The sequence below is a fragment of the Sulfurisphaera tokodaii str. 7 genome, assembly GCF_000011205.1.
Taxonomy (GTDB): domain Archaea; phylum Thermoproteota; class Thermoprotei_A; order Sulfolobales; family Sulfolobaceae; genus Sulfurisphaera; species Sulfurisphaera tokodaii.
The window spans coordinates 18,480-41,151 of the sequence record NC_003106.2 but is presented as its reverse complement, the minus strand read 5'-3'; the positions used below and the strand labels follow the sequence as shown (position 1 = coordinate 41,151).

Here is a 22,672-nt window from a genome sequence, read left to right as displayed (position 1 = left end):
AATTGTATTACTAAATGTGGAAAAGAGAATAGCATTTGTAAAAGATTGGGGAGCTTATCTTAGAGTGAATAAGGGGAAGATTGAGTGTGTAGCAAAAAACGAGGTGAAGTGGAGTCTTTCCCCCGCTGAAGTTTCTTCAATAATCTTCCTCGTAAACTCTTCCCTTTCAACCGAAGTAATCAGATTAGCAAACGAATTTGGGATAGAAATGGTCTTCTTTCACGACAGCGAGCCGATAGCTAGAGTAATTACTACAAAATACGGCGGATCAATGAAGGTCTGGATTAAACAGATAAGAGAGGCTAAAAAGAACCCGGAAAAATACGCTAAGCAGTTCGTTTACGGTAAGTTACACAATCAGTGGGTTACGATCCACTATTACGAGAAAAAGTACGGGTTTAAATTAGGTGGAGACGAACTATACGGAATTGCAAAAGAAGTACTTACGGAAAACAATATAGAACAAATAATGGTTAAAGAAGCTGAAGGGGCTAAAATCTATTGGAAAGGTGTAAAATATCTTTTACCGAAAGAGTTGGGATTTAAGGGTAGGAAGAAAAGAGGAGATAACCTTGATCCGTTTAATAAAGCGTTAAACATAGGCTACGGGATGTTGAGGAAAAGCGTGTGGGGAGCAGTAATTTCAGCTGGTCTAAATCCCTATATAGGATTCCTCCATAAGTTCAGATCTGGAAGACTATCGTTAGTTTTCGATTTAATGGAGGAGTTCAGATCGCCTTTTGTAGACAGGCCATTGATAGGACTTGCGAGAGAAAATTATGAGAAGTTAAAAGACTTAAAAGTGATTTATTCCACCTTCGTTTTTGATGAGGACGAAATATACACCCAAGCTAGGAGGCTTGTAAACTCAATACTCCACGGGGATGAGTATAGGCCCTTTATGGCGAAGTGAAATGCTGTATATAGTGTTTTATGATATAAGTGATGACGGGATGAGAAATAGAGTAGCTGATGTACTAAAGAAAAAGGGTTTGGTTAGGGTACAGTATAGTGTGTTCATTGGGGATCTGAACTCAGCAAGGTTAAAAGACGTTGTCGCTTCGCTTAGAGTCCTCTATAGGTCGAATAAGGAGGGAAGGTTTTCGGTAATGATCTTACCGGTGACACAAGCAATGTTTAATCAGAGGATTATGATCGGAGATGAGTTTAAGGAAAATGAGGATAAGATAATCTGGTAACTTCTATCTATTGTCGTAATAGTCTACTTATCACCCTTTTTCCCTTAACTATCTATTTATCAATTCCTTTTGAGAATCATCGGATCAATTAATTTTAGTACTATCGTTATTATACTTCCTTCAATTCCTTTTGGGATTCATCGCCCCTGGGACAGCGAAGTCAATGTTAGCATCAATACTTACCTTTCAATTCCTTTTGGGATTCATCTCTTTTCAATTCAGCGAGAGATCAGAGGGAAGGAGAAAGCTTTCAATTCCTTTTGGGATTCATCTTTGATAATATGATACCAGATAACGTTATTGACTGTGCTTTCTTTCAATTCCTTTTGGGATTCATCATAAACTTGAGTATACTTTTATTCCGCTAGATCCTAACTTCTTTCAATTCCTTTTGGGATTCATCGGGAAAAAATAATAAGTAGACATAGGGGGAAGAAACAACTTTCAATTCCTTTTGGGATTCATCATTCCTCTTCCTCCCATTCCTCCTCAGATCCCATCTTATTCTTTCAATTCCTTTTTGGATTCATCATATGGGATCTCAGGTGATGTATTGCAAAAGATTCTTGACTTTCAATTCCTTTTTGGATTCATCAGGAACATGTTTTTATTTACTGTCATAAAAGCAAACATTCTTTCAATTCCTTTTTGGATTCATCCTAATTTTTGCGTAACAGATATATAAGTGTTGTTATATTAACTTTCAATTCCTTTTTGGATTCATCTTACCAAGGTTATGCTATGAAATTAGCTAGAGCATTAAACCTTTTAATTCCTTTTTGGATTCATCCCAGCATTATAAACCTGAGTAGCTATATTTGTTATCCTTTCAATTCCTTTTTGGATTCATCAAATTCACAAAGGGAGTATCGACAATGAGGAGGATGATCTTTCAATTCCTTTTTGGATTCATCAAAATTTTTACTAACAAAGTCCGCTAGAGGACCTCTACCTTTCAATTCCTTTTTGGATTCATCCATTACCGACTAAATAATCTCCAATGTCAAGAGGCTCTTCTTTCAATTCCTTTTTGGATTCATCCATTACCGACTAAATAATCTCCAATGTCAAGAGGCTCTTCTTTCAATTCCTTTTTGGATTCATCCATTACCGACTAAATAATCTCCAATGTCAAGAGGCTCTTCTTTCAATTCCTTTTTGGATTCATCTTCAAGAAGTGGACTAACATTCAGTGGATGTTATAGTTTATATAACTTTCAATTCCTTTTTGGATTCATCGATGTACCATTCTTAATAGTTAAAATTTAAATGTTCAGGTCTTTCAATTCCTTTTTGGATTCATCATCAAACAAATGGAGAGATTACCTAAGGTCTTTTTAGTGAGGGTCTTTCAATTCCTTTTTGGATTCATCAGACCACTACGCAAATAAAAACAGTGACGACTGGTACACCTTTCAATTCCTTTTTGGATTCATCTCAACCTCATGTTGTGTTGAAACGCCTAAATACCCTTTCAATTCCTTTTTGGATTCATCCTAGATCATGTAAATTTAAAGGAAATTTTAATGGAATCTTTCAATTCCTTTTTGGATTCATCACTAATGAGCATTCATTTTGAATCTCCAGACCATGGGAACTTTCCTTTCAATTCCTTTTTGGATTCATCAGTATTAGGGGTGAAAAATGATTAGTTTAGAAGAAAAAACTTTCAATTCCTTTTTGGATTCATCAAACTGGAATATCATTCATTACAGCTAGTGCATATATTACTTTCAATTCCTTTTTGGATTCATCTGCTCTTCCTGTGGCATATTAAACCCCTTCAACATAAAACTTTCAATTCCTTTTTGGATTCATCCATATAAATAGTAATTGAAGAGTTAGCTGGTATAGAAACTCTTTCAATTCCTTTTTGGATTCATCAAAATTGTACGTGGGGAATTAAAATAATGTCACCACAAAACTTTCAATTCCTTTTTGGATTCATCATTGGGTCATTGACTATCATGGGCTGTCCGTTTTCATCTTTCAATTCCTTTTTGGATTCATCTATGAGGGTGTACTCAACAATAAATTATCTCGTAGAAAATCTTTCAATTCCTTTTTGGATTCATCCATTTTGATTTTAGTAACAACTATTTTGTATTAACATATACTTTCAATTCCTTTTTGGATTCATCCGTCGGTAAATATGGGGAGGAGCTCGCTAAGCTTGAGGCCTTTCAATTCCTTTTTGGATTCATCAGTTCGAAGAGTTCAAGGAACTGGTACCAGACCCTAACTTTCAATTCCTTTTTGGATTCATCTAAGAAATGGGCAATTCTTATTCCTACAAAAGATCTAACTTTCAATTCCTTTTTGGATTCATCTAATATACATTTTCTTTACCAGCAATGGTGAAAAGTCTATCTTTCAATTCCTTTTTGGATTCATCAACGTATAGGGCGTTCTCTACGTAAAGCAAACGGAAACTTTCAATTCCTTTTTGGATTCATCATTGCCCCACAACAAGTTTGATACCACAGCTGTGGTTAACTTTCAATTCCTTTTTGGATTCATCGTGATATCGTTCAGAATTACATTACTTTTGAAGTATCACCTTTCAATTCCTTTTTGGATTCATCAGCGTTTACCTCAACTGGTCAACTACCCGCCAATATCACCTTTCAATTCCTTTTTGGATTCATCATGCATACACATATGCTGTACCTCAAGTCATAAACCTACCCTTTCAATTCCTTTTTGGATTCATCTTGTTCCGATAATCACAGGTGTGTTTGCATAAAACTTTCAATTCCTTTTTGGATTCATCTGCGACTGGGGTCACGATCCCCAGTCATGCATCACCTGTACTTTCAATTCCTTTTTGGATTCATCTATAACGTTATAATTGGTTCTCTTCCACTGCCTCTCATTGCCTTTCAATTCCTTTTTGGATTCATCAATAGAGAATTAATACGAACATTAGTTAGATCTATAAACTTTCAATTCCTTTTTGGATTCATCACCAATATCTTCAGCGATTTGTATTGGTGATGAGACACCCTTTCAATTCCTTTTTGGATTCATCGATATTAATGTTAAAACAGACTACAGAGCGTATATAAAACTTTCAATTCCTTTTTGGATTCATCTCTTTATCATCTTCACTTAAAGAATATTTCAGATGCCCTTTCAATTCCTTTTTGGATTCATCATGATGAAAGAATATCATACAGGATAGAAGGAAAAAACTTTCAATTCCTTTTTGGATTCATCAGTTTTTTAATATCTTTCTCCGAAAGCTTTAAATAACCCCAAAGCTTTCAATTCCTTTTTGGATTCATCAAACTTCATTTGCAAAGTTTCCAGTTTGAGCAAAGATCTTTCAATTCCTTTTTGGATTCATCTGGAGTGTACATAAAGATGAAAATGAGGAGTGTTCTGTCTTTCAATTCCTTTTTGGATTCATCCTTTTGTCTTTTTCTTCAGCAATAGATTTAGATAAGATCTTTCAATTCCTTTTGGGATTCATCGATAATGAAGGTATAGCATTAGTCATTGCTGAAAGTGAAAACTTTCAATTCCTTTTTGGATTCATCAAAACAGACCGAATTGCCGAAGGAAAATGAGATAGTTAACTTTCAATTCCTTTTGGGATTCATCCAGTATTAATTCCAAGTGAATTCCCTATAGATTCTGCTCTTTCAATTCCTTTTGGGATTCATCGACGGCAGTAAATTAAATGTACCAATCGAAAAGGCTTACCCTTTCAATTCCTTTTGGGATTCATCGAGTTATGCAGGAGTAGAATATTCATGGGTGAAATTCAGCTTTCAATTCCTTTTGGGATTCATCAAATTTATTGCAAATAGTGAGAGAAGAGCTACTACTAGTACGCTTTCAATTCCTTTTGGGATTCATCATAAATTTCACCATCCCACCCTGTCCAGTAATCGTCTTTCAATTCCTTTTGGGATTCATCACACTTCTGTCAAGAACAAAGTTATCCTTATTCTTCATAACTTTCAATTCCTTTTGGGATTCATCTACAAGATAATCTTGTTTGATACTGAAGAGGGGTTAAACTTTCAATTCCTTTTGGGATTCATCCTTCTAAAGCCAAAGACTTAATATAGTCATGAAGATCCTTTCAATTCCTTTTGGGATTCATCTCCTAAAGATATATTTCCACTCACTGTAGTTAAGAAACTTTCAATTCCTTTTGGGATTCATCAACAAAACAAAAATTGCTAATCTTTGACAGTAACTCAAACTTTCAATTCCTTTTGGGATTCATCTGCGGTTACCAATGATCGGCTTTAGCACTGTTAGTGGATCTTCTTTCAATTCCTTTTGGGATTCATCTTATTGGATAAGCAAGATAAGATAGAGTTCGTTAGGGAGTTCTTTCAATTCCTTTTGGGATTCATCGTATTAAGCGGGATAAGACAAACCGAAGGTACTACTTTGCCTTTCAATTCCTTTTGGGATTCATCTTAGTAAGACATGTTCATGTGGATTAATTAAGAAAGCTCTTTCAATTCCTTTTGGGATTCATCTCTGAGATGGTTTTCAAAGTCAGAGTTAATGATTTAGTGATCTTTCAATTCCTTTTGGGATTCATCTTGACCATATCTCAATTTGGATTTCTGAAGGTTTCTTCTTTCAATTCCTTTTGGGATTCATCAGCATTATGATTCAAAACATTTAGCAATTTTCTTCTTATTACTTTCAATTCCTTTTGGGATTCATCTGACGTAATATGTTAGACCTACTAGTTTGATAAGTAGAACTTTCAATTCCTTTTGGGATTCATCAGAACTTGTTCAACAATTCAAAAGATATTTGATATATTACTTTCAATTCCTTTTGGGATTCATCTGATAACATCATTTGACCAATTAGCCACAAAAGGAAGACTTTCAATTCCTTTTGGGATTCATCTTTAGAAATTGTTGTCCACACTCAGAAAAGAAAAGCTTTCAATTCCTTTTGGGATTCATCAACTCACTGTCAACCATAGGGTTACCGTTCAGCTCCTCCTCTTTCAATTCCTTTTGGGATTCATCGTTAAATGGCAAATCACCTAGACCGATTCCGTTAACTTTCAATTCCTTTTGGGATTCATCTAGATGAATACTTAAAGGGGGTGAGCCAAAATTCCAACTTTCAATTCCTTTTGGGATTCATCTCTATTAGTGACTTAAATCAAGCTATCGAAATAGCCAAACTTTCAATTCCTTTTGGGATTCATCTTGTTCTTGATAGAAGTGTTATTTCAACTCTAGTTTACAGCTTTCAATTCCTTTTGGGATTCATCAGTTGAGAAAGAAAACTGTACAGTAACAATTCCGGCTTTACTTTCAATTCCTTTTGGGATTCATCCGACGGTGATTAAACTCCCCAGTTAAAAGTCTCTTTTTAGCTTTCAATTCCTTTTGGGATTCATCTATATTTTCACACGTCGAGTAGCATTTACTAACTACTTCCTTTCAATTCCTTTTGGGATTCATCTAATAACAATCTTAGTATTACGCATGTGACAAAGTAATACTTTCAATTCCTTTTGGGATTCATCAGAAGTAGTTCTTTTTTTGACTATTTAAGAAAATTAAACTTTCAATTCCTTTTGGGATTCATCACTACGCTAAGGATTTTGAACCGCCTTTAGGATTTCCTTTCAATTCCTTTTGGGATTCATCCAGAGAAGACAGCCTATAAAATAGTAAGCCAAGATGTACCCTTTCAATTCCTTTTGGGATTCATCTAACATCCCCCCACCCCTAACGGAAAAAATAAAAATAAACTTTCAATTCCTTTTGGGATTCATCTTGGTTCATGGTTTATTGTGTAACGTGTGTAAAGTTATATCTTTCAATTCCTTTTGGGATTCATCTGTATTTGTTCCAATTTCCTCAATATCAACAATATATTCTTTCAATTCCTTTTGGGATTCATCAAGCGACAAAATATGCAAGAAAACTTAAACAAATATACTGCTTTCAATTCCTTTTGGGATTCATCATTTAGAATCGCTCTAGAAAAATTACAAGAGAGTGAGCTTTCAATTCCTTTTGGGATTCATCGAATAATCAAAATTCTTCTCTTCTGTCTGAATTAATGAATACTTTCAATTCCTTTTGGGATTCATCATTTTGATTACTTAGTTGTAGATGAATATTTCAACACTCTTACCTTTCAATTCCTTTTGGGATTCATCGTATTTTGGCTTTAATGGAAAAGATTATGAATGAGTATACCTTTCAATTCCTTTTGGGATTCATCAATTTGGCTTTGATTCTTCTATTATCTCGGCTATAATCTCCTTTCAATTCCTTTTGGGATTCATCGTGAATTTTCATCTCCATACAACTTATTGAACATCATTTTTACCTTTCAATTCCTTTTGGGATTCATCTTTTGATTGTAAAAATTTTCAATTTTTCGCTTTGCGACTTTCAATTCCTTTTGGGATTCATCAATTGAATCAGTGGCTATCAAGTAGGGCAAACAGTTCATCTTTCAATTCCTTTTGGGATTCATCTTGATAAGATAACGTTAAGAAAGCAGGGAGATTACAGAAACTTTCAATTCCTTTTGGGATTCATCATTGGGGATAAAATGAGGATAAGCTGTTCACATTCCCATACTTTCAATTCCTTTTGGGATTCATCGTCTTCATTTACAGATTTTGGAAAGATAGAGATTATTGAACTTTCAATTCCTTTTGGGATTCATCGGCACTACAAATCATAAACAAAATGGAGGCTGAGGAAGAACTTTCAATTCCTTTTGGGATTCATCATTTTTCATTAAGGATAGATTAATTTATGCCTCAACACTTTCAATTCCTTTTGGGATTCATCGTTTATCAGCTTTACAGTCTTCTCATTGTGATCAATCACTTTCAATTCCTTTTGGGATTCATCGAACCCACGGCGTGGTGTACAAATCGGGCTTAATTACGCTTTCAATTCCTTTTGGGATTCATCCTATTTGTATGAAATTTATTGTTATCTTGTCATCTATCTTCTTTCAATTCCTTTTGGGATTCATCAGTCTCCAGTATAGAGTTACGGTATAAAGATAAAGTCTTTCAATTCCTTTTGGGATTCATCATATCATCTTCCGTGACAAATCCTATATTATTAGTGTCTTTCAATTCCTTTTGGGATTCATCAGGTATGTCTACTCCTTCATCGAAAATTGTTGATGCTAATCTTTCAATTCCTTTTGGGATTCATCTTAAATCTTTTCCTAACATTTACGAAAGAAGTTAGGAACTTTCAATTCCTTTTGGGATTCATCCGTTTTGTTTTTATATTATTTTACTTCATTTTTCGTTTTTCTCCTTTATAAGTTTTTGTTTTTAAGGTTTTTCTTCTTGCGACCATTTTTCCTAGTAATTTCTTTTCCCTTTTTTGGTCGCATTGTTCAACTCTAGAATTGAATTAAAAGTGTTGTTTATAAATGTTAATCACTCGGTACTATCATCGTATTAGTCGCACCAGTTTTACTAAATTTACGTTTTTAAATCTCTTGTAAAAAACGAAAAATATGAGACGCTAATCTAAACTTTCCCTTTCCTAGACTGGTATCGTCTCGTTAAACATTTTTCAAGAAATGATAGAATATAACAGAAATTATTCAATTACACGGGATAGAAATATTTATAAAAACACTTTTAAACAACGGATTTCACGTCAAATTATAAACCGCAAAAAACTAAACATTTTCCAAAACGAAAAATATAACCTTTCTCAAGAAAATATTGCTATGGTAAAGCTCGTTTCAACACTGGGTACCTCTCCTGGAGGTGTGGCTGAAACTCTCCAAAACTTGTCTACAGGTAAGTACATAGCCCCTTTTGAACCTAAAGAGATAAAGTTTGATGAGTTTATAGTGCTCAGAACTAAGGGTACTGAAGAGGCTTATTATGCTTTAAGGGCAATACTTCTCTGCTGTGTAGGGTTTGAAAAGGTTAAGGAAGTTGTATTCCCGTTTGACGATATAGAAAACCCCAAAGACTTCATTACAGTTAGAGAAACAGTGAGAGAAATGCTGAAGCCTGGAGATTTTATGGACTTTACTGGTGGAAGGAAAGCCATGAGCGCTGCAGCAGTCCTCTCCGCTAGGGACGTAGGTGCCCATTTAGTCTCAACAATAATAGACCAAAAAGAATACGGTGAAATGATGGTAAAGTTCAATAGACTAAAGGATAAACTGTCTAACGTTTACTCAAAAGGAGACTGTAGGAGTTACTTCTGTGACCTAATGTCATCAACTACTAGGACAATAGTATTTTTCTAAAGGGTATAATACAGCTTTCCTACTCTTCTGGGCTTACAGTACGAGAAAAAGCCGCAGTTCTCACACTTCTCCTTTTTCTGAACTATTTTTACTTCACTGTTCATTGCCTCTCTTATCCAACCTATCAGCTTCTCCACAAACCTCTTCTCAGTCTCACTGTACTGAAGCCTTATTAGCTTCTTCCCAGCAATGTAATAGAGCATTGCCTCCTTAACGTTCATACCCAGTCTATCCATTATATAGGAGTAGAATAAGATTTGATACTTATGGTCTAATCGTGGAACCTTTCCCGCTTTAACATCTAAAGGTGTGTAGTAATTATATGCGTGAAGGACAAAATCCGGTGAGCCGATTAGATCCTTCCATCTATAAACGGGTTTTCTTATTATCTCCTTATATTTTGTAAAGAGAAAGCTCACCTCCTTCTCCTTATCTATTAATTGACCCTCCAACATAGCCTCGCTTACTCTCTCTGAGAAGCCTAATGCTTCTAACCTTACAATATGAGGACAGTAGGCGTAATGCTTTACCGTTACACCAGAAATAGTCATATTATAAGATTAACAAGATGAGTTATATACATTCTCTCTTTTCTTAAACTTTGAAAGATCACTATCTGACATTTTTTCGGAAACTTCATTGACCTTAAAATCGATGTTTATAAAGTGTTAATTTAATCGTCGTATTATTTTTACGTGAAACTCGCAGTTTAAAAGAGTTTTTATAAGGATTTCTGTTTCGAAAGATTGAACAATATTTGTTATGTTTTATCATTTTTTGAAATTTGTTTATCGTTGCGATACTGTTCTAGGAAAGGTAAAACTATAATTTTGGTATATCTAAATTCGATTTCTATGTGAGGTTTAAAAACGTAAATTTAGTAAAACTGGTGCGACTAATACGATGATAGTACCGAATGATTAACATTTATAAACAACACTTTTAATTCAACTCTAGAGTTGAACAATGCGACCAAAAAAGGGAAAAGAAAATACTAGGAAAAACGGTCGCAAGAAGAAAAAACCTTAAAAACAAAAACTTATAAAGGAGAAAAACGAAAAATGAAGTAAAATAATATAAAAACAAAACGGATGAATCCCAAAAGGAATTGAAAGATGAGATAATGTGGTGTATAAGTATTATCCTCTTCTTCTGATGAATCCCAAAAGGAATTGAAAGTTCAGTTTCCTTTCTGGATTTGCCGACCCGATTTTAAGATGAATCCCAAAAGGAATTGAAAGTTCTAAATATTTTCTTACTCTGCCCGGGTGTTCTACTTTGATGAATCCCAAAAGGAATTGAAAGGTGTAGGACATGTCAGAAACACTGTATTCCTTCAAATAAGATGAATCCCAAAAGGAATTGAAAGAAAAATATGAGGGCAAGAAGTTGCTTGTTGATGGTATTCCGATGAATCCCAAAAGGAATTGAAAGATTAATAGGATACGGGAGGTTTTCTGTTATTTCTACTTCGATGAATCCCAAAAGGAATTGAAAGATTTTATTAACATCTTTCACGTTATGTATTATTTTCCCGTGATGAATCCCAAAAGGAATTGAAAGGCTTCATCATGGTACGGTGCAATTGCCCCGCAATTATGATGAATCCCAAAAGGAATTGAAAGATAACTTTACCTAAACCTTATGAAGGCGGATATGGACCACGATGAATCCCAAAAGGAATTGAAAGTTATCTACAATAACTTCATCATAGTCTTCAATAAAGATGAATCCCAAAAGGAATTGAAAGTATACTCAGTACCGTCACACAAAATGAGAACCACTGGAGGATGAATCCCAAAAGGAATTGAAAGAGTGATATATATGTTTTTCTTTCTAAACTTTCAATTTCTGATGAATCCCAAAAGGAATTGAAAGATTTTATATTCCGCTTTGATTTCATCTATTCTTACAAAATCCTCGATGAATCCCAAAAGGAATTGAAAGTTATTGAAGGCTTTATTTCCATAAAGTCTCTTAAGATAGATGAATCCCAAAAGGAATTGAAAGGATTATAAAGTTTAGAGTTTCTCAAGTTGAGAAGTTAACGATGAATCCCAAAAGGAATTGAAAGGATACAGCCCTTCGATACGCAGGGTTTATTATCGGCACAGATGAATCCCAAAAGGAATTGAAAGATACAATTGTAGAATTTGAAAATATCAAGAAACAACTTCGATGAATCCCAAAAGGAATTGAAAGTTGAATTAGAGATTTTGACTGACTGTAGTCCAGGATGAATCCCAAAAGGAATTGAAAGCGCCCTCAGTCCATGATGATTACATTTTCCATTAGGTGTACGATGAATCCCAAAAGGAATTGAAAGGGATTATTATGTTATTTGCAATTTATGTAACTGGAGTCGATGAATCCCAAAAGGAATTGAAAGTGTTAGCTTCTTTTCTTCCACTAATTGCCAAAAATCGTGATGAATCCCAAAAGGAATTGAAAGTCATCTTAAGTCAGCCTGTCCATCCGTCATCATCGCGATGAATCCCAAAAGGAATTGAAAGTTTTTGTACTCCTCTTCAGTCATCGCAGACGCAATGTCATGATGAATCCCAAAAGGAATTGAAAGTTTTATGAGTTTATAAGAATCTACTAAAAAGTAGACGCTTGATGAATCCCAAAAGGAATTGAAAGCATAACACTATCACCTCACCGGACATACCAGAGATGCTCTGATGAATCCCAAAAGGAATTGAAAGCTAATTATGGTTTTTGTTCTTCTAAAAATTTGTACTATGATGAATCCCAAAAGGAATTGAAAGTCGCGTTAGCAGTACTGCACCACTGAGGTGGGCATAATGATGATGAATCCCAAAAGGAATTGAAAGTATACAAATTCCACAATATTCCCTGCACCATTAGTAGAATGATGAATCCCAAAAGGAATTGAAAGCGTTTATTTCGACAGCCTCTATGTAAAGCGGATCTGGGTGATGAATCCCAAAAGGAATTGAAAGCGTGGTAAAGCAGAGCTTGTAGGTAAACCTTCCACTGTTGATGAATCCCAAAAGGAATTGAAAGGAAAGGTGATCGCAAAATGGAAGAAGAAAAAATCAACAGAAGATGAATCCCAAAAGGAATTGAAAGAGTCTACTCCAAATTTCTTCGGTTTCCCTGTTATATGATGAATCCCAAAAGGAATTGAAAGATCATTCGACATGGAGGTGAAGGAAGATGAGTAAGGATGAATCCCAAAAGGAATTGAAAGAAATCTTCTTTATTTACATTTTGCTCTATATCTTCTAGATGAATCCCAAAAGGAATTGAAAGTTTACATGCTCACAGAGGTAGCCGTAAGCACCAGCTTCAGATGAATCCCAAAAGGAATTGAAAGTTATATCCTCAATGCGTGGCGTAGAAAGTTCATGCCCACGATGAATCCCAAAAGGAATTGAAAGTACTCCTTTACTATCCTCTCCTTAAGCTCCTTATGATGAATCCCAAAAGGAATTGAAAGGAAGGAGGGAGGAGGTCAGTTTTAAAGGATTTATTTTTTCTCGATGAATCCCAAAAGGAATTGAAAGGTAGTATTTATCTTTTCTGGAGTGAAGAAATTCAGATGAATCCCAAAAGGAATTGAAAGAAGGTTACTCTGTCTGGTGTACAGAGTGTTAATGTCTCAAAGATGAATCCCAAAAGGAATTGAAAGCCTTATATTCTCCCATAGCGACATAACATTGTGGTGTTGATGAATCCCAAAAGGAATTGAAAGGGTATAACGGTCAGCTAGTTATTAATACAACATTTATAAGATGAATCCCAAAAGGAATTGAAAGGGTTTAGTCTTCTTAACTTTGAGTGTTTCGGGAGGTTCGATGAATCCCAAAAGGAATTGAAAGATTGCTATATCCGCTAAATCGAGTTTCTCAGCAAGAATAGCAGGATGAATCCCAAAAGGAATTGAAAGTACAAAAAATGAACGTTAAGGGAACTGAAAACCATTTATGATGAATCCCAAAAGGAATTGAAAGCAAAACTAAGAGATGCGATTCATGAAATCATAGAGACAAGATGAATCCCAAAAGGAATTGAAAGAATATCTCTGTCAACTTTTGTAGTATCTTGTTGTAGTCGTGATGAATCCCAAAAGGAATTGAAAGGAGGGCAGTCTGTAAACGGCTAACGCGTTGGTGGTCGCAGATGAATCCCAAAAGGAATTGAAAGTTAAGATCTGGAGCGACATATGTTAAATAATATCTCTGGATGAATCCCAAAAGGAATTGAAAGATTATTAGTTGAAACGGGCCTGAGAACTGGGGAACTGTTGATGAATCCCAAAAGGAATTGAAAGTAGCTTGAGTCTTTATCATACCTTTTTGCATTTCAATGGGATGAATCCCAAAAGGAATTGAAAGGTTAAAGAACTTAAAAGAAGAATTAATAAACTCAAAAGAGATGAATCCCAAAAGGAATTGAAAGAGGTACAGAAGAGGGATAACGTAGTTATTGCAGACGCATTGATGAATCCCAAAAGGAATTGAAAGTTAGAAATTTCATTTAATGCATATTTATATTTAAGTTGTGGATGAATCCCAAAAGGAATTGAATTTTTGGAGGATCAGAACTAGAAGAAGTCCTAAACAAAGATGAATCCCAAAAGGAATTGAAAGACTAATCTCATTATTCGTCTATAGGCATACATTTGATAGATGAATCCCAAAAGGAATTGAAAGATACATATATACTAAAACCGTTCTCACGTATTTCGTTCTTGATGAATCCCAAAAGGAATTGAAAGTACTAATCCAACGAGTTGAGTTTCAGAAGTTCCATTGTGATGAATCCCAAAAGGAATTGAAAGAAATGAATTTAAAAGTAGTTTTGCTACAAAGAGGATTAACTATGATGAATCCCAAAAGGAATTGAAAGTTTGAAATTAGCAAGTCTGTGAATTGTCATTGATAATCGATGAATCCCAAAAGGAATTGAAAGATTAATACCTAAGTTAGTAGCAAATATTGTTACGCCAAGATGAATCCCAAAAGGAATTGAAAGATAGATGAATATGTAAGGATACTCAAGAACCAACTACGATGAATCCCAAAAGGAATTGAAAGCTATGAAGTAATTCCTCAATAGTTCTTGAATCAGGGATTGATGAATCCCAAAAGGAATTGAAAGAATCCTCCTGCACCAGTATGTCTCCAGCCGAATTGGTGATGAATCCCAAAAGGAATTGAAAGTAAATGTCTGAAGAAAAACAATTGAAGAAAACAATTGAGATGAATCCCAAAAGGAATTGAAAGTTATTGAAAAGGAAGAAATTTGATGAGGCTGAGCAAGATGAATCCCAAAAGGAATTGAAAGACTCTTGGCTCTGGAATATTATAGATACTCAAATGTCCTGATGAATCCCAAAAGGAATTGAAAGCGAAAAATATCGGGTCTGTCCTTTCCCAGGGCTTTATTATAGATGAATCCCAAAAGGAATTGAAAGAGATATTTCTGGAAAGCTAACTCAGAGGCTACGTCAGCTGGATGAATCCCAAAAGGAATTGAAAGTACTATATAATTGCCAACTCTCTAATTCTTTGACCTCACCGATGAATCCCAAAAGGAATTGAAAGAATATATTTGTTAGTGAAAGAAAATGATGAAATATGATAGATGAATCCCAAAAGGAATTGAAAGATTTTGCGTTTACCACGAAATTCATAGACCGACTAACAGATGAATCCCAAAAGGAATTGAAAGCTGAACTTTTCGAGCTGTTCCAGTGTCTTTTCTCTTTGCTATGATTCCAAAAATGAATTGAAAGATATTGATTTCATTTTGTTTTATATTAACTATATCTCATATTGAAGCTGTTGTTGTATCAAGTAGTTGAGAAAACATATCCGAGTTGGAAAAAGGCATTCTTTATAGGACAGCTTTAGCTATGATGGGTATTGAGAAGGGGGAGTTCTTTAAGGAAGTGGAAAGTATAGGAATAGGAAGTAGACCTATTACGGATTTAAAACACACTACTAAGGTTATTAATTATTGAGTGCTTAATACCAATTCCTAAAGCCTACTTTTACTTGAAAGGAATAGAGATAAGGGAAATCAGCGAGTACTTAGAAAGTAAAATGAGAGGAATTTCTATTGTGGCTAGTAAAGTATTTAATGAAATCAGTGCTAAAGAAAATAAGTACAAGTCTGTAGTATCACTTACATTTTTCATTTGAAACTGGGTGTGAAATTAGGGGTCGGACTTTCATTGAGGTTTCATGAATTTGTATTCAACCTCTCGTCCTCATACCCCTTATATTCCTCCCCATGCCGTCTACGGGACTAACTCCCTTCGAGGACACGGAAAGTATCATTGAGTACCTTCCTCCCCCTCACATTGCTCATAGAGTTCATAGTGGTACCCTCTACTTTAATGTTAGCATTAAAACTTATAAACTTTATTGCTAATAATCGAATATGGAGCAAATAGTTTTCAAGTCAACTGTCATTAGTTACGGTACGGATAAATACGGGAACAAGAGGTATGGGATAACAATACCTGCAAAGATTAGAGAAAAGGGTGAAAAATTGTACGGCAAAGAGGTGATAGTAATTGTCATCCTACCAGATGACGAATAAACTGATAGGCTCAAAAGAAGCCCTAGAACACTTCCAATTTGTTACAATAAATGGCAAGGTAAATTTCGAAGATAAGGAGAGAGTCGTTAGGATTGCCAAGGCCTACTCGCAAGTAGTCAAGAGTACTATTAGGCCATTGTTTGACGGGAAGAGTATAGATGAGTTAACCAAGGAGTTTTACAACCTCTTACCGAATTATCTCGAAACAGCTTTAAAGCAAGCTAAGACAATTATTGATGGTTTGTTAGAAAGGGAGGAAAATAGGGGTGAGATGATTCACGCAAGGATTAGAAAGTTCTGGTTTGGGAGTAGGGGGAACAAAGCTGATAAGGGTAATAGGAATGTGAAGTTCCACGTTTTAGAAGACCACGTGTTAATTAAGGTTAGAGACCCGTGGAATAAGGAGTGGATTTTTGGGAAAGCTTATTTTGGTAAGGAGTACTTACCATTGCTTAAGGAGTTGGAGGATTTATCTCAAAGGAAGGAGGAGGGTTACGGTGCTGTAATTAGTTTTAAGGAAAAGCCCATGATCCACCTCCAAGTACCAGTATGGTTGTACTTGAAACACTTCTCTTCGCTGAAACCAGCTGGTTATGGTTTGATTGCTGGTTTTGATTTAAATAGTGACAGACTGAACGTTGTTGTAATTAACAAGGATGGTAAAGTTATTACTACTAGAACTTTTTGGTATTCAGATGTTACTAGGCCAGGTTTTCCGAAAGTGAAAGCTAGGGCTTTACGATTAAACGCTTTATCTAACGCTCTGGAGTTCCTCTCAAGGATTGGTGTTGATTATGTTGTATTTGAAGACTTATTCCTAGTTAAGAAAAGGAAGTTCACAAGGAGTAAGAGTGGTAATAGGAAAATAACGCGTTTCGCTAAGAAGCAGTTACTAACTCATGGTGTTATTAAATCTTTAAGGCTAGGATTTAACGTCGTATTGGTCAATCCCAAGGGTACTACTAACTCTGAAGAGCATGATAGGGCAATGAGGGAAAAAGGGTTTGACAGACACATAGCCTCGGCCTATTTAATAGCGTTAAAAGGACTAGGAATGTTGAATGATATCAAATAGTATAAACTTCACGACTTATCGGAAACTGCTGACAACGGCATAATCGTCATTAAACCCAACTTTTTAATTTAAAGGAAGATAGGCTACCTCACGAACTCTAAATCCCAAGGAGGTCAGGTGTAGCTGTATATATAATATAGATCTGAGTAGTATGTTTTATATAGGGAATCGGTGCGTCTAAATGTTAAAAAAGTAATTCTTAAAACTATAAGTATTTTTTGTTTGTATATAAGCTAGCATTTAATTTCACACTATTTAAGTCTTTGTATTTATTACCTTGTTCTTTGCTTCCAAGTAATCCTTCTTTAAGTTTTGCACAATATATTTCTCTATTGCAGATAATTTAACCTCATTTTTTAAATTTATTCCACCGTCTTTTACTTCGGTGTTCAGAGCTTTGGAAAGGCTTCCGTGCATTAGTGCATTTCTAAATTGAACTATACTACTCTTCTTAAGGTACTCGGTAACAATATTATCGCATTCCGTATAATTTTTATCATCATCACTATATACGCCACCGCCTCTGGAATTAAGACAAAATGCCACAGGAAGTTCTCTAGCTAACGATATTGCCTTATCGTAATAGCCTACTTTTATATATAAATCTAAAATTTTCTCTAAAACTTCTAAGTCATTTCCGCTATAGATTAAGTCCTTGACTCTAAGAGTAGAATAGAAGTGTGAGAGGACTATTCTACTCTCTTTTTCGAAATAGGAGTGGTTGTACCATTCGTTATAAGCCTTAGAAAGTGAATTTAAGTCGTTTTCTAACCCTGTGATATAGTTTTCTAATTCTCTCATTACTCTCACACCTTCTATAGCGAAACCGTTCCTTAAATTTTTCAGAAGGCTAATAACCTTGTTTGGGTCATCTGATTTGATCCTTTCTATTAATTCTTTCATTTCCTTAAATTCACTGGGGTTTAACTTCTTAAGGGTTACGCTGTAATCTCTGAAGTATCTCTCATCTACTTTCTCTATGGAATAAGTTATTGCTAGGGAATCCTTCATAGCTTTAACGATTTCTGTTAACTCAACTACTGATACCTTATTCCCCGGAGCCCCCATTATTGGTGCAGCTACAAAACGGCAATTGAAAATGGATCCAACAGCCATAGTGGCAGATACTAACACGTTAGTACCGTGGGTTAAGTCAACTATTATCTCGTCGCAGGATTCGTTCAGCTCGTTGAATATTGAATAAATCACATTGAAGATAAAGATCGGAGACCTTTCCTTATAATATGGTATCCTCTTATACCTCTGCCCCTCTGCTAATAGGTCACCTTCTTTGTTAACATAATAGGCTTGCCCGCTACCCACATTAGGTATTACTCTGACGTCAATTTTGTTAACGAAGTCTTCTATGTCTTTTTTCATATTCTCGTCTTTAAACAGCTGATTACTCCTAGTCAATATCATTTTCTTATATCCCTTTATTAGAGTAGGGAGATCTTGTGCTGTGGAATTGTCATGAATTACTAGGCTATCTGGCAATAGTGCTACTATTTTTTGTGGGTCTAAGAGTTTAGCTAAGGCGTGGGCTGAGAAAAATGTGTTAAATTCCTTACCTTCAAATTCATAATTAGTAGTTGTATATGAAGTTACGTCCCCCGCTATATAAACTAAACATTTCATAATTAAATGATATAAGGAATACTATTTTAAATATATATTTCTATAAAATATACGTAAAATTAATGTGATTTAAGGCACTATATGCTATCGCCTCTAACAAAGCTAAGTTTACAACCGTAGGAGATTCAGCTATCCTTTGTGATTTTGAGGAATAGCTTAAGTGGTACTAGTTAGAATTCGCTTAGGTGAACTACCAGATAACTTCTATGTGAAGCCCAATAGAGATTTAGGTTTGCCGGTGACGGTGAACTACCAGATAACTTCTATTCCCATTTTAGTTGCAACTAAAGTTAAGTCCTTATCACCGCTCAAAATCTTTAACCCCAGCTTTTTAGCTGTTTGTATTAATGTCGAATCCACTATACTTAGTTTTCTCCCTTTTAACGAAACAATTTTATCTCCTTCACTCTTAATTCTTGCACTTTCTAAGAAATCATCTACTGAAAGCTCAACAATCTTGAAGTACGAATTAAGAAAACTCTTTACCTCATCAAGAGATTTTAATGCTGGAATTCTTCCGCGAAACCAATGTACTGTAAACTCATAAGCAACGGTAGACGTAATTATGCCCTCTATTTTTCTATCTTTAATTCTGAGCATAATTTCCTTTCCTCTTTCCGTAAGCTCTCCAAAAGCCATTGCAAGTAACGCATAAGTATCGATAATTATTTTCTCTTCCAAAATTCCCCTTCCTCCTCATCAAGTTCCTTTTCTGCCTCTTCAGCAGACCCTTTACAGCAATTCCATACCTTATCCCACAGATCAATTTTTTCTATAACTATCTTATTTCCTTCAACCGTTATTTTAACTGCATCACCCTCTTTTAAACCAATTTCATCCCTTATTCCCTTAGGGATTACTATTATACCTTTCTTATTTACTTTTGTAATCGTTTCCATAAGTTTAACTCATTGGTTAAACTTTTAAGTTTAACTCCATAATCATAGTATGGTCTGTGATCCTTAAACCTCACGGCAAAAATTTACGTTAAAAACAAGGGAAGCTTTGGTAGTAGGGGCTAATTGATAGAATCAGTAGCTAAGCCTTTCTTATTTCTTCTCTTTCTTTCTCAAGTTTCTCATCCCATACATCTTTAAAGTATTTATCTATGTTTAAGACCCATTCTATCACTTCTCTAATGTCATCCGCTACTTCATCCTCATTTCTATAATCCACGAAGTTAGGATCGAAGCCGTTATAAGAAAACTTATGCAATAAGAGGGCAGTCTTAACGACATTTTCAATATCAATACCTAGCTTCTTAAATTCTTTTGCAATACCTATAAGTCCGGTAGTTGGTGCAGAATAACCAACGTTTTCATACCATGAACGCTCCTTTTCATCCTTTCCTTTTAAAATCTCATTAAGCTTAGATACTAACAGAGCACTTACTGCAGATTTAACAGAAAGAAAAGCTTTTGCTGATGCATTCTTTAGGAGACCCCTTTTAAGCATCTCTAAAGCTAATCTGGCCTCAACTAAGCTTTCATATACCTTTGCATAAACATATTCCTTAGGATTCTTTTTATAATCTAAGTAACCTTCCATAAATATATTGTAGGGACTAGGTTTATAAACAGTTTGGGCATTCTTAGAACAGAATTTTTTCTCAATTAAAAGGAATTACTCGTACTTACTTTTTAAATTACGCTATCATAAACAATGACGTAAGAAAACTTAAGAGACTGTAAGGCAAAATTAATAAGTTTATGCTCATAGGACTATAGTATGAAAGTACAAGTTAATATTACAGAGCCACTAAAGATTGAGGAGTCGTTAGATTTAAATCAAAATACTTATACACATTAATAGTCACTCATAGCTGGGACTTTTACAAGGGTATGTTAAACAATAAACCCTTAGATATAAGGCTATTTACGTGTAGCAGGGACGGAAATACCATATCAATAAGGCCACTATCGAGTGACGAATGGTATATTCCAGGGCTGAGTGTCTCTGCGGTGTTAAGGTAAAAAGCTGGATCATTCTTAAGTTAAAAACTATGTAGTTCTACATATATTATTGTTATAAAAACTAAAGTAACAGAGAAAATCAAAAGATTAAGTAAGGCATCTAAAAAACTTATAAAGCTAATAGCAAAAATATTATAGAAAAGCAATTAAAAATCAAATGCATATATCCCCAAAGGAATTGAGGATGACTAACTTAGAATCGACATTATTTTTTAAGAAATTTCATACATAACATAAAAGAAGTTAAAAGTAATACTATCTTATCAATATTAAATTATGTATTTTTACTGTATTCTTTTCTTTGTTTATATCTAATCAAAAAATTATAGCTTTAATTCGTCTAATGGTTTAAACATGATTTTTCTAGTTAGTCCATCAACTTCTGCATATTCACTCTCTTTCCAATCTAATACTGCATAGCCTATCCCTCTAGATTTTCCGCCGCCTACAAAAGTACCAAATTCGCTGAGGAATTTTAGCGTTTTAATCCAATCATCGATTCTATCCCTTACTATAACCTTGACCCTAACACTATTAACGTTTACAATTTGCTCGCTATATAAGTGTTTTTCCTCACTTTTCCTTGTCTTCCTGTCAATTACTACATGAGTCCTCTGATTTATCTCAGCGTCAATTAAAGTATCGGAAAATGTTACAGCGGATGCAAAATATTCGCTCCCATAAAGCCTTTCTACCGGGCAGTTCCACATTGCAATAAATCTCTTCCTTTCCTTTCTCACATTCTCATCATTTTTGTTTTCTAACCCCTTAGCTTCCAACAATTCGTCTAAGCTTCCATCGTCTGTAACATCTTCACCTTCATGACCCCTAAAGTGGTTCGGATTAGTAATTAAGACCTCAGTAGTCCTTCTGAATATTCCCTTCCAGCTGCTTGATGGTATTACGTAATGTTGACCTATTTTTAGCGGGGTGAGAGTGCTTATATCTTCCTTAGGTCCACCTACCCTAAGCCCGTAAGGAGTATTAAACTTGAGTTTAAACAGATATACTTTCTTCATTTAACATTCACCTTCTGAAGTAGAGAATCTAAATCATCAATCCCGAATATGAAATTTAAACCAGCGGGCAACAGTTCATCGTAATTGCCCTTATCCTTAATGTAAACTAAGGTTCCTTCATTCAGAGTCACGAAAGAGGGTTTTTGCCCAGAAATCCTCTCGTTTGTAAACCAACCGACGTAAGTTGATGTATTACCGATTATTACACTTTTTCCATCTACTTTACCTACTGTGAATAGTTGTTTGCCAAAGAGTGTTGGTATACATTGTGAAAGGCAATATGAAAGCCCCTGAGGTTCGGGTAAATCAACTTCACTTACAACATCAACTGTAACCAATGCATTTGTCCTGTTTTTTCCCCTACCCAATCTTATTTTACTACCTTTAATTATATCTATTACTTCACTGGGTTTGGCTATTGCCCACAGAGTATCAAACTTCTTGTATTCATAAGCATATAACATTCTGTGATAGGATGAGGCTAATGCTTTTTCTATTGCAACATGCATTGAAATAAATGCTTCTGCATTAAAACGCATGTATTTTGTTTCATGTTTATTACTTTCCTTTTTCTTAATTATTACTCCTATTTGGGGTTTCTTCTCTCCCTCAAGCTTTAACACTTCTTTTAACTCTTGTTTTTCAAGTTCTTCACTCTTTCTTCTCAGTATTCCTTTTTCTTCTACGAATTCACTGCTTTTCCTACTTTCTGCCGGACTGAAATAATGTGATGGTGCTGAGTCAATAGGGAATGCTGGAGAGGAGAAGAAGGAGTCATCTATTTTCCCTTTCTGGTAATAATATTCAGCCAATATTGCACCTCTCAGTTGTGTTGCCGGTATATAATCTGTAACTGAGAAATAATAATTTCCTACTTTCTTAGTTCTTGTAGTTATATAACCGTTGACTGTCAATCTGAGTAATGTGAATTTCACC

Annotated in this window: 14 protein-coding genes and 2 CRISPR repeat arrays; of the genes, 7 read left to right on the top strand and 7 right to left on the bottom strand. The window is 34.9% G+C overall.

Annotated features, from left to right (window positions below; all coding sequences use genetic code 11):
* Positions 1-16 precede the first annotated feature (16 nt).
* The 3 genes from cas1 to crn1 all read left to right on the top strand — a co-directional run bounded on the left by cas1 (position 17) and on the right by crn1 (position 9,452).
* Complete coding sequence (gene cas1 / locus STK_RS00140) at positions 17-913, top strand: CRISPR-associated endonuclease Cas1 (protein ID WP_010977959.1); 897 nt, start codon at positions 17-19, stop codon at positions 911-913.
* A gap of 1 nt (position 914) precedes the next feature.
* On the top strand, positions 915-1,199 hold the full coding sequence (cas2, locus tag STK_RS00135) for a CRISPR-associated endonuclease Cas2 (RefSeq protein WP_052846123.1): 285 nt from the start codon (positions 915-917) through the stop codon (positions 1,197-1,199).
* Between the two features lie 56 nt (positions 1,200-1,255).
* Positions 1,256-8,450: a CRISPR direct-repeat array (repeat unit 25 nt; unit sequence CTTTCAATTCCTTTTGGGATTCATC).
* Positions 8,451-8,918: 468 nt separating this feature from the next.
* On the top strand, positions 8,919-9,452 hold the full coding sequence (gene crn1, locus STK_RS00130; RefSeq protein ID WP_052846121.1) for a CRISPR-associated ring nuclease Crn1: 534 nt from the start codon (positions 8,919-8,921) through the stop codon (positions 9,450-9,452).
* On the opposite strand, the gene cas4 is transcribed toward crn1, so the two are convergent.
* A complete protein-coding gene (cas4, locus tag STK_RS00125; RefSeq protein WP_010977954.1) occupies positions 9,449-10,003 on the bottom strand; it encodes a CRISPR-associated protein Cas4 in 555 nt (184 codons plus the stop codon). The genes crn1 and cas4 overlap by 4 nt on opposite strands.
* 539 nt (positions 10,004-10,542) lie before the next feature.
* Positions 10,543-15,219: direct repeats of the CRISPR family, unit length 25 nt; unit sequence GATGAATCCCAAAAGGAATTGAAAG.
* Between the two features lie 84 nt (positions 15,220-15,303).
* On the opposite strand from cas4, the gene STK_RS15080 reads away from it, so the two are divergent.
* From STK_RS15080 to STK_RS00120, 4 genes are all read left to right on the top strand, one after another.
* Positions 15,304-15,447: a hypothetical protein gene (locus tag STK_RS15080; protein ID WP_198429717.1), complete on the top strand. Its 144-nt coding sequence runs from the start codon at positions 15,304-15,306 to the stop codon at positions 15,445-15,447.
* Between the two features lie 34 nt (positions 15,448-15,481).
* The gene (locus STK_RS15075; protein ID WP_198429716.1) at positions 15,482-15,628 is read left to right on the top strand and encodes a hypothetical protein; all 147 of its coding nucleotides are present in this window, start codon (positions 15,482-15,484) and stop codon (positions 15,626-15,628) included.
* 241 nt (positions 15,629-15,869) lie between these two features.
* A complete protein-coding gene (locus STK_RS15070; RefSeq protein WP_198429715.1) occupies positions 15,870-16,031 on the top strand; it encodes a hypothetical protein in 162 nt (53 codons plus the stop codon).
* Positions 16,021-17,106, top strand: coding sequence for a hypothetical protein (locus tag STK_RS00120; protein ID WP_010977951.1), 1,086 nt, complete (start codon positions 16,021-16,023; stop codon positions 17,104-17,106). The genes STK_RS15070 and STK_RS00120 overlap by 11 nt, the downstream gene beginning before the upstream one ends.
* A 255-nt stretch (positions 17,107-17,361) precedes the next feature.
* Here STK_RS00120 and STK_RS00115 read toward each other — a convergent pair whose 3' ends face one another.
* The 6 genes from STK_RS00115 to STK_RS00090 all read right to left on the bottom strand — a co-directional run bounded on the left by STK_RS00115 (position 17,362) and on the right by STK_RS00090 (position 22,671).
* Positions 17,362-18,744 (bottom strand): TM1812 family CRISPR-associated protein, encoded by a 1,383-nt coding sequence (locus STK_RS00115; protein ID WP_010977950.1) that lies wholly within the window; start codon positions 18,742-18,744, stop codon positions 17,362-17,364.
* A gap of 249 nt (positions 18,745-18,993) precedes the next feature.
* On the bottom strand, positions 18,994-19,425 hold the full coding sequence (locus STK_RS00110; protein WP_052846119.1) for a PIN domain-containing protein: 432 nt from the start codon (positions 19,423-19,425) through the stop codon (positions 18,994-18,996).
* Positions 19,410-19,643, bottom strand: a complete 234-nt coding sequence (locus tag STK_RS00105; protein WP_010977947.1) for an AbrB/MazE/SpoVT family DNA-binding domain-containing protein — start codon at positions 19,641-19,643, stop codon at positions 19,410-19,412. The genes STK_RS00110 and STK_RS00105 overlap by 16 nt, the downstream gene beginning before the upstream one ends.
* 139 nt (positions 19,644-19,782) lie before the next feature.
* A complete protein-coding gene (locus STK_RS00100) occupies positions 19,783-20,292 on the bottom strand; it encodes a PaREP1 family protein (RefSeq protein WP_010977946.1) in 510 nt (169 codons plus the stop codon).
* Positions 20,293-21,040: 748 nt separating this feature from the next.
* Positions 21,041-21,736: an RAMP superfamily CRISPR-associated protein gene (locus STK_RS00095; protein ID WP_010977945.1), complete on the bottom strand. Its 696-nt coding sequence runs from the start codon at positions 21,734-21,736 to the stop codon at positions 21,041-21,043.
* Positions 21,733-22,671: a hypothetical protein gene (locus STK_RS00090; protein ID WP_052846117.1), complete on the bottom strand. Its 939-nt coding sequence runs from the start codon at positions 22,669-22,671 to the stop codon at positions 21,733-21,735. The genes STK_RS00095 and STK_RS00090 overlap by 4 nt, the downstream gene beginning before the upstream one ends.
* Position 22,672: the final 1 nt, after the last annotated feature.

Excerpts from the sequence above, each read along its gene's own strand:
- cas2 (WP_052846123.1), top strand. The coding sequence starts at position 915 with ATGCTGTATATAGTGTTTTATGATATAAGTGATGACGGGATGAGAAAT.
- crn1 (WP_052846121.1), top strand. The coding sequence starts at position 8,919 with ATGGTAAAGCTCGTTTCAACACTGGGTACCTCTCCTGGAGGTGTGGCT.
- cas4 (WP_010977954.1), bottom strand. The coding sequence starts at position 10,003 with ATGACTATTTCTGGTGTAACGGTAAAGCATTACGCCTACTGTCCTCAT.
- STK_RS15070 (WP_198429715.1), top strand. The coding sequence starts at position 15,870 with ATGGAGCAAATAGTTTTCAAGTCAACTGTCATTAGTTACGGTACGGAT.
- STK_RS00120 (WP_010977951.1), top strand. The coding sequence starts at position 16,021 with ATGACGAATAAACTGATAGGCTCAAAAGAAGCCCTAGAACACTTCCAA.
- STK_RS00115 (WP_010977950.1), bottom strand. The coding sequence starts at position 18,744 with ATGAAATGTTTAGTTTATATAGCGGGGGACGTAACTTCATATACAACT.
- STK_RS00105 (WP_010977947.1), bottom strand. The coding sequence starts at position 19,643 with ATGGAAACGATTACAAAAGTAAATAAGAAAGGTATAATAGTAATCCCT.
- STK_RS00100 (WP_010977946.1), bottom strand. The coding sequence starts at position 20,292 with ATGGAAGGTTACTTAGATTATAAAAAGAATCCTAAGGAATATGTTTAT.
- STK_RS00095 (WP_010977945.1), bottom strand. The coding sequence starts at position 21,736 with ATGAAGAAAGTATATCTGTTTAAACTCAAGTTTAATACTCCTTACGGG.